This window comes from Bradyrhizobium sp. USDA3010, assembly GCF_056429065.1.
In genome coordinates this window covers 1-17723 of record NZ_JBWJZD010000057.1, presented here as the reverse complement: position 1 = coordinate 17723, position 17723 = coordinate 1, and the positions used below count along the sequence as shown (strand labels likewise).

Genomic DNA, 17723 nt, shown 5'->3' with positions numbered 1-17723 from the left:
GAGCCCGAGCCCCCAGGAGAATGCCAATGACCCGTCCGCGCCGCAGCCTGTTGTTCATGCCGGGATCGAATGCACGGGCGCTGGAGAAGGCCCGCACGCTGGCGGCGGACGGCATCATCCTCGACCTCGAGGATTCCGTTGCCCCCGACGCCAAGGCCACAGCGCGCGAGCAGATTGCCAAGGCGGTCGCCGCCAGGGGCTTCGGCAAACGCGAGGTCCTGATCCGCATCAACGCGCTCGACAGCCCGTGGTGGGTCGACGACATCGGTATGGCCGGCGAGGCGCAGCCGGACGGGATTCTGGTTCCGAAGATTTCCACCGTGGACGATCTCAATGCGGTCGCCGATCGCCTCGGCGACATCAACGCGCCTGCTTCGATCCGGGTCTGGGCGATGATCGAGACCGCACGTGCCGTGCTCGACGCCGACAAGCTCGCCGCGGCATCGAAGGACTCCAAGGTCCGGCTCGCCGGCTTCGTGTTCGGGCCGAACGACATCGCGCGCGAAACCCGGATCCGGATGAAGCCGGGCCGCGCGGCGATGATCCCGATGATCACGCATTGCATCCTGGCGACCCGCGCGCACGGGCTCGAGATCCTCGACGGACCCTATGGCGACATCAGCAATATCGACGGCTTCGCGGAAGAATGCGCGCAGGGCCGCGATCTCGGCTTCGACGGCAAGACGCTGATCCACCCGAGCCACATCGACGCCTGCAACGCGATCTTCACGCCGCCCGAGGCCGAGGTTGCCGAGGCCCGCAGGATCATCGCCGCGTTCGAACAGCCGGAGAACGCCGCGCGCGGTGCGATCCAGCTCGACGGCCGCATGGTGGAGCGCCTCCACGCCGAGATGGCGAAGCGCACCATCGCGATCGCGGATGCGATCGCCGCGATGGGGCATTGACGATCATCGGTCGTGACATGCGCGCTAAAGCATGATCCGGAAAGGTGCGAAGCGGTTTTCCGAAAAGATCATGCGCAAACAAGAAGCTAGAGCGCGATGACGATTCAACCTGATCGCATCGCGCTTTAGTCGCGCTTCAGGCTCATAATGTAATTCGCGAGATCATCGGCCTCGCTCGGCCCGACAATGATGTTCGGCATTGTCGGGTGGCTCGTCTTCAGGAACACCTTCAGCCAAAGCGTGGTGGTGGAGGGCCGGTTGGCGATGGCGATGAAGTCCGGCGGCACTTTCTTCACGCCCGTGGCAATCGGGCCGACGACGTGGCATTCCATGCACCAGGCCTCTGCCCGCCGGTGCCCGGCGGTAATGCTCTCTGAAGGCTGCCCCGCGCCATTGGCCTGATGCAGGCGTAGCGGAAAGAGCGCAGCCATCGCGATCACGACGATCGGCAATGCACGGCGCCAGACGAGGTGCTGATTCAGCATCGACGCACCATCACGACGCCGGCTTGCGACCTGCAGCCTCACCCAGCGCATCGATCGTCGCGGCGTTCAGGCAGTATTGATGATAGTGCGCGCTGGACGTGCCGGCGGCGAGATCATGGTCGCACTGTCGCTTGTGATTGCACAAGCTGCAGACCCGCTCCATGTCGCGCAGCACCAAGTACTCGGTGCGTGCCAGCTTCTCTTGATCGATTCCGATTGCCATGAGCAGCTTGAGCAATTCGTCGGCGCTGTGCGGCCCTTGGCGCAGCAACGCCGTGAGGTCGTCAGGGCTGACCCGCAGGTCGCTTGCGATCTGCTTGAAACTCGCATCGTCCAGTTCGCGCAGCTCGCCAAGCTCCCGCCGGTGCTTCAGCCAGTCGCCGAACACGTCGATCAGATACTCGACGACAGGGTACATCCGAGCTTCGGTGGTCATGGGTGCCTCCAACATAAACTGGCCGTCCCATATGAGACCTTCTACGCAGCCTGACCTTGCGGCAGATCAAATCGGCTCAAGTCCGCCCAAACCTCTCGGTCGCCCAAGCATAGAGGCTGCCGGGGATCGGCGCCTCCTTGCCGCGTCCCTTCGGCGAGATGTGCAGGCCGACAATTTCGGGATCGTTCAGGTAGCGCGAAAAATCCGACGGCTCGAAGAACAGTCTTGGCTCGGCGTGCACCGCGTAGAACGAGCGCTTCGGCAGCGCGTGCTGCAACTCGCCTTCGCGGCGCGCGAGCGCGGTCAGTGCCGCCGGGCCGTAGATCGCGACTCTGATATCGGCAAGGCGGTTCGACTTGCCGCGCAGCCGGCGCATCGCAAAGGTCAGGCGGTGACGCAGCGCCAGCCAGTCCGGGGTGAGCTCGTCCTGTTTCATCAGCGCTTCGAATGCGTGGACGATCGGATCGTCAGGCGGCAGGTACAGCACGGAATTGCCGAGCTGCCGCGGCCGTTCCCAGGCAAAATACGGCTTGGCCGGATCGATCTCGACCGGCTTCAAGAGCAGCACATCGGCGTCGAGCCAGAGGCCGGCGCGCTGCGTCATCAGCCGCATCCGGAAGAAATCGCTGAACTGCAGCAGGGTCCAGTCGCGCCATGAGCCGTCAGGCTCCGGCGGACGCAGCTTCTCGGCAAACGCATGCGGCAGCACCGCTTCGGCCTCGGCATTGCCGACGCCGTCGGGCAGGGCGGGAATTGGATCGAAACTGTAGACGGTGACCTTGTGCCCGGCCGCCACCTGCGAGCGCAGACAGGTCCGGCGCAGCGCGTCCATCGAGCCGTGCCAGAAGGTGACGATGTCAGGCAGCATGCGCGTCAGCCATCAGCAGGTCTGCGAAGAGGCAAAGGAAAACCCCGGCGCCTGAAGGTGCCGGGGTGCGATAATACGCCGAGCCTCAGGCCCAGGCGCGCTCCTTGAGCTTGGCCTCGTAGGTGTCGATCGACGATTTCTTCTCCATCGTCAGGCCGATGTCGTCGAGGCCGTTGATCAGGCAGTGCTTGCGGAACGGATCGATCTCGAACTTCACCGTGCCGCCGTCGGGGCCGCGGATCTCCTGGTTGGGGAGATCGATGGTCAGCGTCGCATTGGCGCCGCGCTCGGCATCGTCGAACAGCTTGTCGAGGTCCTCCTGCGACACGCGGATCGGCAGGATGCCGTTCTTGAAACAGTTGTTGTAGAAGATGTCGCCGAACGAGGTCGAGATCACGCAACGGATGCCGAAGTCGAGCAGCGCCCACGGCGCGTGCTCGCGGCTCGAGCCGCAGCCGAAATTGTCGCCGGCGACCAGCACCTTCGCGTTGCGATAGGCGGACTGGTTGAGGACGAAATCGGGGTTCTCGCTGCCGTCATCCTTGTAGCGCTGCTCGGAGAAAAGCCCCTTGCCAAGGCCGGTGCGCTTGATGGTCTTGAGGTACTGCTTCGGAATGATCATGTCGGTGTCGACATTGATGATCTTCAGCGGTGCCGCGACGCCTTCCAGCGTGGTGAACTTGTCCATCGGTGCTCTTCCCGGGCAAAAATAGGGGATAGGGGCTGGATGTTTATCGCGAATGTGACAGCGGTAAAAGGGCCATTTCTGCAAAGCTGGAGCCCTCGTTCCGATTGGATCGGCAACGGGGGCTCCAGCTTCCTTGTTTTGACGCGTTTTCTTCACGCAAACCGGGGTCCACTTCGCTCGAAAACGCTTTACCCCGCATCGGCCTCAATCGCCTCCATATCGGCGTCGGAGAGGCCGAAATGGTGCCCAATCTCATGGATCAGCACGTGGCGGACGATGTGGCCGAGGGTTTCGTCGTGCTCCGCCCAGTAGTCCAGGATCGGCCGCCGGTAGAGCCAGACCAGGTTGGGGAGGCGGGCCACGTCGCCATGGCTCTGTTGCGGCAGGCCGATGCCGTGAAACAGGCCGAGCAGGTCGAACTCGCTCTCGGCCTGCATCTCGTCGAGCACCTCGTCGGTCGGGAAGTCGTCGACACGGATGATCAGGCCCTCGCAGAGGGCCCGGAACGTCGGAGGCAGGCGCTCGAAAATCTCATGCGCCATGACCTCCATCTCGGCAAGCGAGGGGGCTTTTTCTGTGGTCCACATGACACTCCTTTAGCGCGAGTGGCTCAGCCGGCGCCAGCGCAGTTGACCTTGGCGGTGCAATGGGAGACCGTGCGGCCCAAGATTGAGGCTCGAGAACGGGGCTTGGGTGGCGTGATGAAACGGATCGTGGCGGCAACGCTGTTGGCGGTAGCAGTCGGGCTTTCGCTTCCGGCCGGAGAGGCGCGGGCACAGAGCGCGGCGGCCGAAGCGCGCATCGGTGAGACGGCGCCGGTCGTGCGCGAGCGGGTCGTCGAGCACCGCCGACTCAGGCGGGTGCCGATCTACCGGTCGCGGCCCGATCATTGGGAGCCGGATGTCATCCCGCGCTACAATCCCGGTCCGAACGCCGTGCGCGATTGCACCGCGACCTATGTGCAGGAGCACCGGCCGAGCGGCACCGTGATCACGCCGCGCATGAACTGCTTCTGGCGCCCGGGCTAGAGCGGCTTCGCGCGACGCGGAAGCTGGCGCAAATGTCGGCGCGCTGCGCCGATCAGTCCGGCCGCGACGACCGCTCCCACCGTTCCATAGACCGCGAGCGCCATCAGCATTTGCGTGAGCTGGCTCGCCGTTCCCATGCCGCCGCCCGGTCCTTGCGAGGCGAGCGCGAAATTAACTGAAATGATGGAACCAGCGAGTGCTGCCGCGCCAAGCGCCAACCATCTGCGCGGGCCTTGTTGTGTCATCGGCGATCTCCTGCGAGAGGCTCCTTACAACATACGACCATTGTCTATGCCGGTTTTGCGCGCAGACATGAAAATTCCTGCGGCTGTGCCGGAACCCCGCGCGCGCCAGCGGCATTCACAAGCTTGGCGCAGTCATTCAAATCCCAATTCACGTCGTCCGCATTCTGCTTGCGATCTGCGTCGCGGCAACGGGGTCGATTCGAACCCGAGTCGTCGTTGCAAGACGTGACCTCAGGGGATCAAGGAGAAGACGCATGAAGGTGATGAAAGTTCTGGGGCTTGCGGCCGTCGGTGCCGTGCTGGTTTTGGCGGCGCCGGCCGAGCGCGCGAGCGCGATGTCGCTTGCGACGCCGGGCACCGCCGCAACGGTTCAGGACAACGCGAACCAGACGACCACGCAGGTCCGCTATGGTCATGGTCATGGCTGGCATCGTGGCTGGGGTCGCGGACATCACCGTGGCTGGGGTCATCGTCGCCACTGGCGCCGCTGATCGCGCGACGGATCAGCGCAGTTGAGACACAGGCCCGTGAGCAGCGGGCCTGTTGTCGTTCTCAGCCATCAAACCGGCAGATTCGCGCGCGCGAGATGATATCAATCGCAATCTGCAGGAGTTGATCATGATGAAATGGATCGGTGTTGCCGCGGTCGCTTGCGCATGCGCATTGACGGCGCCAGCAACCGCCGCGGCATCAGCCACGCCGCGGGCCGCGGCACAACAGCGGCAGGCGGGCAAGGCGACCGACTTCAGCGCGCAGCGCCATCATCGCCATTACCATCGTCACCATTATCATCACGGCTACCGGCCTTATTACCGGCCGTACTACCAGCCCTATTCCTATTACCGGCCGTACGGCTCCTATTATTACGGACGGCCTTACTACTATCGGCCGTATCCATACGCTGCGCCGGCGCCGTTCACCTTTGGCTTCGGGTTCGGTCCGTTCTGGTGATGCAGCCGGCCGCGCTGCGATCGCCGCCGATATTCCCGCTCGGACTTTTCGTCGCACGGTTTCGCGCGTTCATGGCGCATTCACTCAGGGCTTTCTAGCGTCCTGCCGGGAGCGACTGCGATGAACACAATGAGACCGGCTGCCGTGCAGCGTGGTTTCACTGCTGTTGTCAGGGAGGTTCCGAGATGAGGGAGAGCTCTTTGCGGCGCGGACTGCTGCTCCGCCTTGGTGTTGCCGCGGCCGCGGTCTTCGCATTGTCGATCGCTTCGCAGCAACGCGCCGAAGCGCTGTCGCTGGCGAGCCCGGGCACCGTGCCTGCGGCAAAGTCCGCGGCCGATGCCATGACGACCCAGGTTCGGCACGGCGGTGGCGGCGGCCACGGCGGTGGAGGTTTTCATGGCGGTGGTTTCCATGGTGGCGGCTTTCACGGCGGTGGATTTCACGGCGGCGGCTTCCGCAGCTTCCACGGTGGCGGCTTCCGCGCCGCGCCGGCGCTCCATGGCGGCTATCGCTATGGCGGCTACCATCGCCACTACGGCGGGTACCACCGCTTCTATGGCGGCGGTTACCGCTACGGCTACCGTCGGCACTTCCATCACCGGCGCTACTTCTACGGATCGTCTTACTATTATCCGGCCTATTATCATCACCGCCGTTGCCGGGTGGTCTGGACCTATTACGGACCGCGCCGGATCTGCCGGCCGTATTGGCATCACCGCCATTACTGGCGGCCGTACGGGGTTTATTGGTAAGGGCTGAAATGACAGCGGGCGCCAAGCGGCGCCCGTTCTTTCAGGTCACTCTCGCTGGAGAGCGCGCTAGTCCCAGTTCTTCAGCTTCCAGGACTTTATCTTCCACGGCGTCAGGTTTTCCATCCGCCATTGCGTCCAGCGCTCCGGCGGCCAGTGGCTGAGGCGCGAGGTTTCCTTCACCTCGGGAAGCGGATCAATGATGCGTGGCGCGGCGCGGCGTCGCTTCTGCCGCGTCGCCTCACTGATCATGTCGACGAATTCGCTTTTGTCGGCCACGTCCGGCTCCCCACGAAGCTTGTGTTCGCAAGGAGCCAGTGTGCGTGCGCCCCGTTAACGAGCCGTTTCCGAAACGGCTCGAGCTTGAGGCAAGCCATAGCGTTTTCGAGCGAAGTGGTCTCGGTTCGCGTGAAGAAAACGCGTCAAAAAAGAGAATCGGGCTTCGGTTCTGATCTGGTCAGAACCGAAGCTCACGCGCTTACCTTACCGCCAGTCGCGGACGTCGACGAAGTGACCGGCGATCGCGGCGGCCGCGGCCATCGCGGGCGACACCAGATGGGTGCGGCCCTTGAAGCCCTGGCGGCCCTCGAAGTTGCGGTTCGAGGTCGAGGCGCAGCGCTCTTCCGGCTTCAGCTTGTCCGGGTTCATCGCCAGGCACATCGAGCAACCCGGCTCGCGCCATTCGAAGCCGGCCTTGACGAAGATCTTGTCGAGGCCTTCGGCTTCCGCCTGCTCCTTCACGATGCCCGAGCCCGGCACGATCATCGCGTTGACGTTGGCGTTGACGGTCTTGCCCTCGGCGATCTTCGCGGCGGCGCGCAGGTCTTCGATGCGGCCGTTGGTGCAGGAGCCGATGAAGACGCGGTCGAGCGTGATGTCGGTGATCTTGGTGCCGGCGGTCAGGCCCATATATTTCAGCGCGCGGTGCTTGGAGAGCCGCTTCGCCTCATCCGCGATCTTGTCGGGATCGGGCACGAAGCCGGTCACCGAGATGACGTCCTCAGGGCTCGTGCCCCAGGTGACGATCGGCGGCAGTTTTGCAGCGTCGAGCCGCAGCTCATGGTCGAAATGCGCGCCCTCGTCGGAGCGCAGCGTCTCCCAGTAGCGCATCGCGGCATCCCAGGCCGCGCCCTTCGGCGCCTTCGGGCGATCGCGCAGGAAGTCGAACGCCTTCTGGTCGGGCGCGACCAGGCCGGCGCGCGCGCCGCCTTCGATCGACATGTTGCAGACCGTCATGCGGCCTTCCATCGAAAGCGCACGGATCGCCTCGCCGGCATATTCCAGCACATAGCCGGTGCCGCCGGCGGTGCCGATCTCGCCGATGATCGCCAGGATGATGTCCTTGCCGGTCACGCCGTCAGGCAATTTGCCGTCGACGATCGCGCGCATGTTCTTGGCCTTCTTCTGGATCAGCGTCTGCGTCGCCAGCACGTGCTCGACTTCGGAGGTGCCGATGCCGTGCGCGAGCGCGCCGAACGCGCCATGCGTCGAGGTGTGGCTGTCACCGCAGACGATGGTGGTGCCGGGCAGCGTGAAACCCTGCTCCGGGCCGATGACGTGGACGATGCCCTGACGCTTGTCGAACTCGTTGTAATATTCGATGCCGAATTCCTTGGCGTTCTCCGCCATCACCCGCATCTGCTCGATGCTTTCCGGATCGGGGTTCGGCTTCGAGCGGTCGGTGGTCGGGATGTTGTGGTCGACGACGGCGAGCGTCTTCTCGGGCGCGTGCACCTTGCGGCCGGCAGCGCGCAGGCCTTCGAACGCCTGCGGCGAGGTCACCTCGTGCACCAGGTGGCGATCGATATAGAGCAGGCAGGTGCCGTCGTCGGCCTCGTGGACCAGATGGTCGTTCCAGATCTTGTCGTACAGCGTGGTCGGTTTGGACATGAGCTTCAGCTCCAGAAGAAATTCAGTGATGAATGGCGTTAAGCGCGTCTCGGCGCGCGAGCAGGCGACAGCGTCCAGGCAGCGTTACGCTGCGCGCGTAAGCTCAGACGTTGCCGACGTCGCAAAGCGTCCGAAGAAGCGGCCGGGCAGCCGCGAGCGATCGTCGATCACGACGCGCTTGCAGGTCTGACTTGGGCAGCGCTGGCTTGCTTGATCCGGAACCATTCTAAATTTCTATCACAGGGCTTGCGCCCGCGACAATCGATCGATGCGCGGGCCTGTCCATCAGATAGGTATGCCGCAACGAAAAAGCGCGGGGCAGGCCCCGCGCTTTTGGTCACATCCCCTGAAGGGAAACGTTACTCGCCGACGGCGGTCTGGCGGTCCTGCTTCTCGACGATGCGGGCCGACTTGCCGCGCAGGTTGCGCAGGTAATAGAGCTTGGCGCGACGCACCTTGCCGCGACGCGCGACCTTGATCGAGTCGATCATCGGCGACATCACCGGGAAAACGCGCTCGACGCCTTCGCCGTAGGAGATCTTGCGCACGGTGAAACTCTCGTTGAGGCCATGGCCGGAACGACCGATGCAGACGCCTTCATAGGCCTGCACGCGGGTGCGTTCGCCTTCGACCACCTTCACGTTGACGATGACGGTATCGCCGGGTCCGAATTCCGGGATGGTCTTGGTGGCGGCGAGCTTGTCGAACTGCTCTTTTTCGAGCTGCTGAATCAGGTTCATCGAAATCTCCATCGGCGGCGCGCCCAGCCTGTGCGGGCTGCGCAAACGTCCATCTATCCTGCGCGTGTGCGGATTAGGCCGTGCCTATAAGGCAAAGCGCAGGGTTTGTCACCCGTCTGTCGTGTTTTTTGTCCCTCGCCGGGGCGCTTTTTGGCCGGCCTTCCGGGCCCAGAGATCGGGCCGCCGGACCGCCGTCAGGGCCTCGGACTGGGCCAGCCGCCAGGCCGCGACCTTGGCGTGATCGCCGGAAATCAGGATTTCCGGGATCTGGCGGCCCTCGAACTCCTGTGGGCGGGTATATTGGGGGTATTCCAGTAGTCCTTCGGAGAAGCTCTCCTCGGTTCCCGAGACCAGCTTCCCCATCACCCCCGGCAACAGGCGAACGCAGGCGTCGATCAGCGCCATCGCGGCGATTTCGCCGCCGGACAGCACATAATCGCCGATCGAGACCTCCTCGAGCTGGCGCGCCTCGATCACCCGCTGGTCGATGCCCTCGAAGCGGCCGCAGACGATCAGGGGCCCGGGCCCGGCCGCGAGCTCGGCGACGTGGGTCTGGGTCAATGGCCGACCGCGTGGGCTCATCAAGAGGCGCGGGCGGTCAGCCCCGACACCGGCGGCATCGATCGCCGCCGCCAGCACATCGGCCCGCAGCACCATACCCGGGCCGCCGCCGGCCGGCGTGTCATCGACGCTGCGGTGCTTGTCGGTCGCCGACGCCCGGATGTCGCGCGCCTCCAACGCCCAGAGACCCGTGGCCAGCGCCTTGCCGGCCAGACTCACGCCGAGCGGTCCCGGAAACATGTCCGGGAACAGGGTCAGCACGGTGGCGCGCCAGGGGGGCTCTTGCGGTGTCGTCATGGCCTCTGGTTACGGCACCACGGCCGTGAGGTCGAGGCTCTGCATCATCGCGGCCGCGTCGACTGCACGGCGGAAGTCGGCGAGCTTGAACGTCGCAACGTTGATCTTGCGCAGATCCAGCAGGCCTTCGGCGGCAAGGCCGGCGAGTTGGCCCGGCGCCGTTCGATCGTACATGAACTGCCCGACCACCTCCCAGTCGTTGGCCAGCATCTCGCGGAACGACAGCTCGAGCGGCACCTCGGCGCTGCCCATCAGCACCATCCGGCCGCCACGCCGGAGCGCGCGCAGGCAGGACAGTGTCGTCGAGGTGCTCTTGGCGGCGCCGAGCAGGTCGAGCGCGACATCGGCGCTGCCGCCGGCGGCGCGGCGGATGATCGAAAGATCGGCGGCGGCATCGCCGGTGACGACAGCTGGAATGACGCGCGGGCCGAATGCATCGCGCAACTGCTCGAGCGCGGCCTGCTTGCGTCCGACCGCAACGACGCGGCCCGCGCCCATCGCGACCGCGAGCATCACGCCGCCCGAGCCGAAATAGCCGCTCGCGCCGTTGACGATGATGGTCTGTCCGCCGCGCAGGCCGGTGCGCTGCAATCCGCCGAACGGTACGATCAGTTTTGCCAACCCGATCAGCTCGGTCGCCGGCTGGTCGTCGAGATTGGCAAGTGGCGTGACGCAGGCGGCAGGCCAATGCGCGATCTCCGCAAACACGCCGTCGCGCCAGCGCGCCTGCAGCGCGAGCGCCTCCGGCGTCGTCACGGTGGCGGTGAGGCCGATCAGGATCTGCGGCGGATCGCGATCCGGCACGTCGCCGCGCAGATGCGGGCTCAGGAACACGCGGTCGCCACTTCGGACATGCGTGACGTTCTCGCCGGTGGCGACGACGCGCGCGATCGCGTTGGTGCCCGGCACGAACGGCATCGGCGGCAGGCTGTAGGGCAGCGCGCCCGACAGCAGCTTGTTGGTATAGGACAGCACCATGCCGGCTTCGACCCGCACCACGACGCCATCGGGCGCGGGCCCGGGCGTTGCGACATCCTCGAAGCGAAGATCATTGTGGGCGTGCAGCCGCCAGGCCTTGTGCGTGCTTGTCATTGGGATGCTCCGTGACACCATTGCTTAAGTAGCCCGGATGGAGCGAAGCGCAATCCGCTCCAACCTCCCCTTGAAAAGGGGAGGTCGCTTTGCTCGCCAGAGCAAAGCGGGTGGGGATCAGGTCTGTCAGCTTGCATCGTCGCCCGCGGCTGACCCCCATCCCGACCTTCCCCCTTTCAGGGGGAAGGAGAAGACAGACAGCAGCTCGGGCTAGGCACGTTATGGTCACGCCGCCTTTGTATCGTCCGCGAGATGCCGCGCGAGCGCCACTGCAAGCGGGCAGATCGCCAGCGCCGTGAGCGCGGTCGCTGCCGTGGCGAGCGTCGGGCCGAGCGCATCACCGAGCAAGCCGTAGAGCACCGGCGCGATCGCGCCCGATCCGATCGTCCCCGTATAGAACAGCGCGAAGGCACGCTCGGTCTGATGCGGCGGCGTGAGTTCGGGCACCGTGCCATAGAGCACCGAGGAGGTGCCGTTGAGCATCACGCCGAGCAGCGGCAGCAGCACGATGGCCGGCGCCAGCGGCAATACCAGCACCGCAAGGATCAACGCCGCCGTGCCGCCTTCGGTGATGAGCACGGTGCGCAGCGTGCCGACGCGCGCGCCGAGCCAGCCGCAAGTGAATTTCCCCGCTGCGCCGCCGATGAAGACCAGCGCCAGCGCGAGGCCGTTGGTCGGCAGCGAGGCGCCCTTGTCGCGCAACAGGAACGGCAGGAAGGTGAGAAAGCCCATCCTGACCGCGGTGTCGAGGATTCCGATCGCGAGCAGCCACGGAAAGCCGCCGCCGGCGCCGTCGCGGCGCGAACCGGCGGTGGCCTTGTGCTCGGCACCCTTGCCGACCGACGGCATCCAGAGCGTGATGCAGATCGCGACAAGCAGACCGGCAAAGGCGACCACGAGCAGCGTGTGCCGCCACGACATGATCACGAGCAGGATCGAGGTCAGCGCCGGGATCGCCGCCTTGCCGAGATCGCCGGAGAAATTGTAGATGCCGAGCGGGCCGCGCGCCGCCGCGCCATAGGCGCGCGACACGGCCGCCGATGCGATCGGATGCTGCGTGCTCGAACCGGCGCCGGAGAGCGCGAGCGCCAGGCCAAGTCCGATGACGCCGCCGGACAATCCGGCGAACACATAGCCGAGCGCCGACAGCGCCGTGCCCGCGATCAGGATGACCTTGCCGTCGATCCGCTCCGCGATGCGTCCGACCGGAATCTGCAGCCCGGCCATGGCGCCGGCATAGAGCCCGCGCAGCAGCGCCAGCAGCCCGTAGCTCAGCGCGAACTCCGCCTGCCAGACCGGCAGCAGCACGTAGATCAGGTCGGTGTAGCCGTCATGGAGGGCATGGTTGAGCCCGGTCACCGTCAGCGTGCGCGTCGCCCGGGCGTGGTCGGGGCGAGACGTGCCGGCTTCCACGGACACGCTCATCGGCGCCATCCAGTGGAAGAAAATCTAAAGATAGAGCAGCGGGACATTGGAGATGGGCTTCAGAAAAGAATGATATGTGAGTGGCTTGTTGCGCAATATGCGCCGGATTGGCTTCTGTCACAAATCAGTAATAATCGGATCATGCGTTAGAAAATCTGGTATTGAGCAGTCATGTTCGTCCCACGCCGCAGCCTGCCGCCACTCAATGCGGTTCGCGCCTTCGAGGCCGCCGCACGGCTCGGCAGCTTCAAGGAAGCCGCCGCCGAGCTCAGCGTGACCCATGGCGCCGTCAGCCAGCAGATCCGCCTGCTCGAGGAATGGCTCGGCGCGCCGCCGTTGTTCCGGCGGTCGGTGCGGCGCGTGGTGCTGACGCCGGCGGGCGCGGCGCTCTTGGCGGAATTCGCGCCTGCGCTCGACCGGATCTCGGCTGCCGTGCAGCAGCATCGCGAGCGGCGCGGCGATGCCGCAGTTGCGGTGTTACGGGTCAATGCGCTCGCGACCTTCAGCCTGCGCTGGCTGCTGCCGCGGATGAGCCGCTTTCGTGCCGAGCATCCCGACATCGAAGTGCGTTTGAGCACGTCGAACGATCCGGTGGACGCGTTGCCGGAATCATTCGACGTCGTGATCCGCGGCGGTCCGGACACGTTTCATGGCTTCTCGTCGCGCTTCCTGGTGTCGGAGCGGAGATTGCCGGTGTGCAGTCCGTCGCTGCTTGAACGACTGCCGCTGCATGAGATCGCAGATCTCTCCAGGCATACGCTGCTACATGTCACGTCGATGCCGCGGCTCTGGCGCGACTGGTTGACCGAGGCCGGGCAATCCGCGCTGGAGCCGGCCGCTTCGCTGACTTTCGATCATTTCTATCTGACGATCCAGGCCGCGCTCGATGGTCTCGGCGTTGCGATGGGCCCGACCGCGCTGATATCGGACGATCTCGCGGCCGGGCGCCTGGTGACGCCGTTCCCGGCAGTTAGCCTGCCGGCGCGGAGCTACTTCGCGTATTTTCCGGCAGGCCGCAGCAACGATCCGCACAGCGCGGTGTTCTGCGACTGGCTCGAGCAGCAGGGCCGGATGACGGGTTGAGGAAAAATGTTTTGATCAAGCTGCCGACGGATCGTCGCCGTCGACTTCCTGCGGCAGCTCGATCACCACGCGGCCGCCGGCGAGATCGACTGTCGGCACCACGGCATTGGTGAAGGGCAGCAGCATCGTTGCGCCCTGCGGCGGGGCGATCTCGATGATGTCGCCGGCGCCGAAATTATGGATCGCGATCACCTTGCCGAGCGGCTGCTCTGTCATCGTCACGGCGGCGAGGCCGATCAGGTCGGTGTGATAGTATTCGCCGTCGTCGGTTTCCGGCAGCCGGTCGCGCGGAACGTAGAGCTCGAGCCCGTTGAGCCGTTCGGCGTCATCGCGGCTGGCGACGCCCTTCAGCGTCACCACCAGATGGTCCTTGGCCTCGCGCGCATGCGTGACCTCGAACTGGCGCGCGCCATCCTTGGTCATCAGCGGGCCGTAGTCCTTCACGGCCAGCGGATCTTCGGTGAAGGTCCATAGCCGGACGGCGCCGCGCACACCATGCGCAGCGCCGATACGGGCGATACAGACCGGTGCAGTCACCGTGGTCGCCGTTCAGCTTAAGCCTTGGCGGCGGCTTCGGCCTGCGCCTTGCGCTCCTTGCGCGGCACGGCCTTTTCCGGGTTGTTGCGCGCGGTGCGCTTGACGACGCCGGCGGCGTCGAGGAAGCGGGTCACGCGATCCGACGGCTGCGCGCCCTTGGCGAGCCAGGCCTTCACCTTGTCCATGTCGAGCTTCAGGCGGGCCTCGTTGTCCTTCGGCAGCAGCGGGTTGAAGTGGCCGAGACGCTCGATGAAGCGGCCATCGCGCGGGAAGCGCGAGTCGGCGACGACGACGTGATAGACCGGACGCTTCTTGGTGCCTGCGCGAGCGAGGCGGATAACAACGGACATTTAGTTCTCCTTCAAAGGTCGATGTGTTCGATTGATTGGCATTCCGCGTCGCGCCGGCTGCATGTGAGCCGTCGCGACGAATTCCTCATTTCTTCTTGCCCGGGAAGCCGCCGAGGCCCGGCAGCGTCGGCTTGCCGCTGAGGCCGGTCAGGCCCGGCACATTGGGCAGGCCGCCGCGGAGCCCAACGGGCAAATCCTTCGGCAGGCTCGGCAGACCGCCGCCGGCGCCGCCCTGCATCTTCTCGGCGAGCGCCTTCATCTCCTCGGCCGACGGCGGCTTCATGCCGCCGCCAAAGCCCATCGCCTGCGCGATGCCGGCGAGCGGGCCGCGCTTGCCGCTTCCCATGGCCTTCATCATGTCGGCCATGTTCCGGTGCATCTTCAGCAGCTTGTTGACCTGCTCGACGCTCTGGCCGGCGCCCGCCGCGATGCGCTTCTTGCGGCTCGCCTTCAGGATGTCCGGATTCTTGCGCTCCTGCCGCGTCATCGAATCGATTACCGCGACCTGGCGCTTGATGATCTTGTCGTCGATGCCGGCCGCCGCGATCTGGTTCTTCATCTTGGCAATGCCGGGCATCATGCCCATCAGGCCGCCGATGCCGCCCATATTCGCCATCTGCTGCAGCTGTTCGCGCATGTCGTTGAGGTCGAACTGACCCTTGCGCATGCGCTCGGCGGTGCGCGCGGCCTTTTCGGCGTCGATATTGGCCGCGGCCTTCTCGACCAGCGAGACGACGTCGCCCATGCCGAGGATGCGGCCGGCGATGCGGTTCGGATGGAAGTCTTCCAGCGCGTCGGTCTTTTCACCGGTACCGAGCAGCTTGATCGGCTTGCCGGTCACCGCGCGCATCGACAGCGCCGCGCCGCCGCGGCCGTCGCCGTCGACGCGCGTCAGCACGATGCCGGTGAGGCCGACGCGTTCATCGAATGAGCGTGCGAGGTTGACCGCGTCCTGGCCGGTGAGGGAGTCGGCGACCAGCAGCACTTCGTGCGGGTTGGCGGCGGCTTTGATCTCGGCCGCCTCCTTCATCATGTCTTCGTCGAGCGTGGTGCGGCCGGCGGTATCGAGCAGCACGACGTCGTAGCCGCCGAGCTTGCCTGCTTCGATCGCGCGCCTGGCGATCTGCGGCGGCATCTGGCCGGCGACGATCGGCAGCGTCGGAATGTCGAGGTCGCGGCCGAGCACCGCGAGCTGCTCCATCGCCGCCGGGCGGTAGACATCGAGCGAGGCCATCAGCACCTTGCGCTTGTCGCGCTGAACCATGCGGCGCGCGAGCTTCGCGGTGGTGGTGGTCTTACCGGAGCCTTGCAGACCGACCATCATGATCGGCACCGGCGGCACGGAGTTGATATCGATGGTCTGGCCGTCGGAACCGAGCGTGGCGACGAGCTCGTCATGGACGATCTTCACCACCATCTGGCCCGGCGTCACCGATTTGACGACGGTGGCGCCGATCGCCTGCTCGCGGACCCGGTCGATGAAGCTGCGGACGACCTCGAGCGCGACGTCGGCTTCGAGCAGCGCGCGGCGCACCTCGCGCATCGCGGCATCGACGTCCTTTTCGGTCAGCGCACCGCGCCCCGTCAGACGATCGAGAATGCCACCAAGCCGTTCCGACAGATTGTCGAACAATGCCCTTGTCCTTCGTTGCGCCCGTGAGCGCGCTTCACTCGCTCCTCGTCATACCCCGCGAAAGCGGGGCATCCAGTACGCCGCGGCCTCCCGGTTCAATCCGAGCTGCTCTGGGATACTGGATCACCCGCTCTCGCGGGTGATGACCAGATAGTCCGCCTGGGCACCGTGCCAAGACGGCGGTATCCGAGACGATGGTCCAAACACTTTCGCGCCCGAGGGCGCATCGCGCTGTCGGGCGTTGGCCTCTGGCCTCAAGGACCAGTCGGCGGGTCGAAAAGACGGATCTTTCCGAGAAAGTCGCGGCGTTAAACGCTGCCGGAGGAGCAAAGTCAAGGAAAGTTTCGCCGCAATTCGCTCGGCTTAGATCATAAACCATTGAAATTACGTCGATTTGCCGGTTTGGTTCGGAATTCGGCGTCACCGCCCATATAAGCGGAGCCTGCCTCCTGTTGGGAACCCGCGTGCCCATCATCACCGCCGCCGCCTTCTTGCAACCTTGACCGGAGCCGCTGCCGCGATCGGCGTGCCCTCGATCTGGATGTCCCTGATGAAAACTTATGACGGCCCCGTCTCCGATCACTTCGACGGCCTGCACTTCTTCGATCCGGACGGCGCGCCGCCGAAATCGCTCGGCGAGCTGTTGCGCTGGCAATTCGGGGGCAGGCGGCAGCGCGCAGTCTGGCCGGAATGGGCGCCGAGCCCTTATGCCGATACGCCGCCGGCCCGCGTCGATGGCGACAAGGTGCGGCTCTGCTTTGTCGGCCACGCCAGTTGGCTGATCCAGGCCGGCGGCCTCAACATCCTGATCGATCCGGTCTGGTCGATGCGCGCCTCGCCGTTCAGCTTCGCAGGTCCGAAGCGGCACAATGATCCCGGCGTCGCTTTCGAGAAGCTGCCTGACATCGACGTCGTGCTGGTGTCGCACGGCCATTACGACCATCTCGACGTCGCGACGCTGTCGAAGCTCAATGCCGCGTTTGCGCCGCGCGTGATCACGCCGCTCGGCAACGACGTCACGATGCGCGCCTCCGACGCCGCGATCAAGGCCGAGGCATTCGACTGGCACCAGCGCGTCGAGCTCGGCGGCAGTCTCGCCGCGACGCTGGTGCCGACGCGGCACTGGTCGGCGCGGGGCCTGTTCGATCGCAACAAGGCGCTGTGGGCGAGCTTCGTGCTGGAGACGCCGGCCGGCAAGCTCTACATCGTCTGCGATTCCGGCTATGGCGACGGCCGGCATTTCCGCCGCGTGGCCGAGGCGCATGGTCCGTTGCGGCTCGCGATCTTGCCGATCGGCGCTTACGAGCCGCGCTGGTTCATGCAGGACCAGCACATGAACCCGGAGGATGCGGTGAAGGCGCTGGCCGATTGCGGCGCCACCCAGGCGCTGGCGCATCACCACGGCACGTTCCAGCTGACCGACGAGGCGATCGACGCGCCCGTGATCGCGCTCGGTGAAGCGCTCGACGCGGCGAGGGTGTCGCGCGAGAAGTTCTTGACGCTGAAGCCGGGTCAGGTGTTCGAGATTTAGGAGCTGTCGTCCCGGGCAAGCGAAGCGCGACCCGGGACCCATAACCACAAGCGCTGATTGTTGGACAACGCTGGAGCCACAGCGCCCTAACAATGCTCGCCTGTGGTTGATGGTGTGGACGGCCCCCTACGGCATCAGTGTGCCAGAATGAGGTTGTTGCAAATCTCAGACAAGGAGACCGTCCGTGAGAAAGATTATCCGTATTGGGATGGATACGTCGAAGCATATT

22 protein-coding genes are annotated in these 17723 nt (G+C 65.3%); 7 read left to right on the top strand and 15 right to left on the bottom strand.

The window, feature by feature from the left end; all coding sequences use genetic code 11:
- Positions 1–26 precede the first annotated feature (26 nt).
- On the top strand, positions 27–905 hold the full coding sequence (locus AC066Y_RS39980) for an HpcH/HpaI aldolase/citrate lyase family protein (RefSeq protein WP_478278641.1): 879 nt from the start codon (positions 27–29) through the stop codon (positions 903–905).
- 125 nt (positions 906–1030) lie between these two features.
- Here AC066Y_RS39980 and AC066Y_RS39975 read toward each other — a convergent pair whose 3' ends face one another.
- The 5 genes from AC066Y_RS39975 to AC066Y_RS39955 form a co-directional block, all read right to left on the bottom strand.
- Complete coding sequence (locus AC066Y_RS39975; RefSeq protein WP_478278640.1) at positions 1031–1432, bottom strand: c-type cytochrome; 402 nt, start codon at positions 1430–1432, stop codon at positions 1031–1033.
- The gene (locus AC066Y_RS39970; RefSeq protein ID WP_478278639.1) at positions 1401–1826 is read right to left on the bottom strand and encodes a hypothetical protein; all 426 of its coding nucleotides are present in this window, start codon (positions 1824–1826) and stop codon (positions 1401–1403) included. The genes AC066Y_RS39975 and AC066Y_RS39970 overlap by 32 nt, the downstream gene beginning before the upstream one ends.
- Before the next feature lie 76 nt (positions 1827–1902).
- Entirely contained in the window at positions 1903–2694 is a 792-nt protein-coding gene (locus AC066Y_RS39965; protein WP_478278638.1) for a glycosyltransferase family 32 protein, read from the bottom strand.
- Positions 2695–2779: 85 nt separating this feature from the next.
- Positions 2780–3382 carry a 3-isopropylmalate dehydratase small subunit gene (gene leuD / locus AC066Y_RS39960; protein WP_223977644.1) on the bottom strand — a complete coding sequence of 201 codons (603 nt, stop codon included), beginning with the start codon at positions 3380–3382 and terminating at the stop codon, positions 2780–2782.
- 188 nt (positions 3383–3570) lie between these two features.
- Positions 3571–3969, bottom strand: a complete 399-nt coding sequence (locus AC066Y_RS39955; RefSeq protein ID WP_478278637.1) for a metallopeptidase family protein — start codon at positions 3967–3969, stop codon at positions 3571–3573.
- 114 nt (positions 3970–4083) lie between these two features.
- Here AC066Y_RS39955 and AC066Y_RS39950 point away from each other — a divergent pair, with 114 nt between their 5' ends.
- Positions 4084–4410 (top strand): hypothetical protein, encoded by a 327-nt coding sequence (locus tag AC066Y_RS39950; RefSeq protein ID WP_478278636.1) that lies wholly within the window; start codon positions 4084–4086, stop codon positions 4408–4410.
- Here the strand turns inward: AC066Y_RS39950 and AC066Y_RS39945 are convergent.
- Positions 4407–4655 carry a hypothetical protein gene (locus AC066Y_RS39945; protein WP_478278635.1) on the bottom strand — a complete coding sequence of 83 codons (249 nt, stop codon included), beginning with the start codon at positions 4653–4655 and terminating at the stop codon, positions 4407–4409. The two genes, AC066Y_RS39950 and AC066Y_RS39945, sit on opposite strands and share 4 nt — an antisense overlap.
- Positions 4656–4909: 254 nt before the next feature.
- Between AC066Y_RS39945 and AC066Y_RS39940 the strand changes: the two genes are divergently transcribed.
- The 3 genes from AC066Y_RS39940 (at position 4910) to AC066Y_RS39930 (ending at position 6358) form a co-directional block, all read left to right on the top strand.
- On the top strand, positions 4910–5146 hold the full coding sequence (locus AC066Y_RS39940) for a hypothetical protein (RefSeq protein ID WP_456719549.1): 237 nt from the start codon (positions 4910–4912) through the stop codon (positions 5144–5146).
- Between the two features lie 127 nt (positions 5147–5273).
- Positions 5274–5606 (top strand): hypothetical protein, encoded by a 333-nt coding sequence (locus AC066Y_RS39935; protein ID WP_478278634.1) that lies wholly within the window; start codon positions 5274–5276, stop codon positions 5604–5606.
- A 185-nt stretch (positions 5607–5791) separates the two neighbouring features.
- Positions 5792–6358, top strand: coding sequence for a hypothetical protein (locus AC066Y_RS39930; RefSeq protein WP_478278633.1), 567 nt, complete (start codon positions 5792–5794; stop codon positions 6356–6358).
- Positions 6359–6424: 66 nt separating this feature from the next.
- On the opposite strand, the gene AC066Y_RS39925 is transcribed toward AC066Y_RS39930, so the two are convergent.
- The 6 genes from AC066Y_RS39925 to AC066Y_RS39900 form a co-directional block, all read right to left on the bottom strand.
- Positions 6425–6634: a hypothetical protein gene (locus AC066Y_RS39925; protein ID WP_092121493.1), complete on the bottom strand. Its 210-nt coding sequence runs from the start codon at positions 6632–6634 to the stop codon at positions 6425–6427.
- Positions 6635–6838: 204 nt separating this feature from the next.
- Entirely contained in the window at positions 6839–8245 is a 1407-nt protein-coding gene (leuC, locus tag AC066Y_RS39920; protein ID WP_478278632.1) for a 3-isopropylmalate dehydratase large subunit, read from the bottom strand.
- Between the two features lie 359 nt (positions 8246–8604).
- Positions 8605–8985 carry a 50S ribosomal protein L19 gene (gene rplS, locus AC066Y_RS39915; RefSeq protein WP_478278631.1) on the bottom strand — a complete coding sequence of 127 codons (381 nt, stop codon included), beginning with the start codon at positions 8983–8985 and terminating at the stop codon, positions 8605–8607.
- A gap of 108 nt (positions 8986–9093) precedes the next feature.
- A complete protein-coding gene (gene trmD / locus AC066Y_RS39910) occupies positions 9094–9843 on the bottom strand; it encodes a tRNA (guanosine(37)-N1)-methyltransferase TrmD (RefSeq protein ID WP_478278630.1) in 750 nt (249 codons plus the stop codon).
- Positions 9844–9852: 9 nt separating this feature from the next.
- The gene (locus tag AC066Y_RS39905; protein ID WP_478278629.1) at positions 9853–10935 is read right to left on the bottom strand and encodes a zinc-binding dehydrogenase; all 1083 of its coding nucleotides are present in this window, start codon (positions 10933–10935) and stop codon (positions 9853–9855) included.
- A 225-nt stretch (positions 10936–11160) separates the two neighbouring features.
- Complete coding sequence (locus tag AC066Y_RS39900; RefSeq protein ID WP_478278628.1) at positions 11161–12360, bottom strand: MFS transporter; 1200 nt, start codon at positions 12358–12360, stop codon at positions 11161–11163.
- Between the two features lie 171 nt (positions 12361–12531).
- Here AC066Y_RS39900 and gcvA point away from each other — a divergent pair, with 171 nt between their 5' ends.
- Positions 12532–13443, top strand: a complete 912-nt coding sequence (gene gcvA, locus AC066Y_RS39895) for a transcriptional regulator GcvA (protein ID WP_478278627.1) — start codon at positions 12532–12534, stop codon at positions 13441–13443.
- Positions 13444–13458: 15 nt separating this feature from the next.
- On the opposite strand, the gene rimM is transcribed toward gcvA, so the two are convergent.
- The 3 genes from rimM to ffh all read right to left on the bottom strand — a co-directional run bounded on the left by rimM (position 13459) and on the right by ffh (position 15963).
- Complete coding sequence (gene rimM, locus AC066Y_RS39890) at positions 13459–13980, bottom strand: ribosome maturation factor RimM (protein ID WP_478278626.1); 522 nt, start codon at positions 13978–13980, stop codon at positions 13459–13461.
- 17 nt (positions 13981–13997) lie between these two features.
- Positions 13998–14330 carry a 30S ribosomal protein S16 gene (gene rpsP, locus AC066Y_RS39885; protein WP_029081296.1) on the bottom strand — a complete coding sequence of 111 codons (333 nt, stop codon included), beginning with the start codon at positions 14328–14330 and terminating at the stop codon, positions 13998–14000.
- Positions 14331–14415: 85 nt separating this feature from the next.
- On the bottom strand, positions 14416–15963 hold the full coding sequence (gene ffh, locus AC066Y_RS39880) for a signal recognition particle protein (protein WP_092121513.1): 1548 nt from the start codon (positions 15961–15963) through the stop codon (positions 14416–14418).
- Between the two features lie 550 nt (positions 15964–16513).
- On the opposite strand from ffh, the gene AC066Y_RS39875 reads away from it, so the two are divergent.
- The gene (locus AC066Y_RS39875) at positions 16514–17494 is read left to right on the top strand and encodes an MBL fold metallo-hydrolase (protein WP_478278625.1); all 981 of its coding nucleotides are present in this window, start codon (positions 16514–16516) and stop codon (positions 17492–17494) included.
- Positions 17495–17723 lie beyond the last annotated feature (229 nt).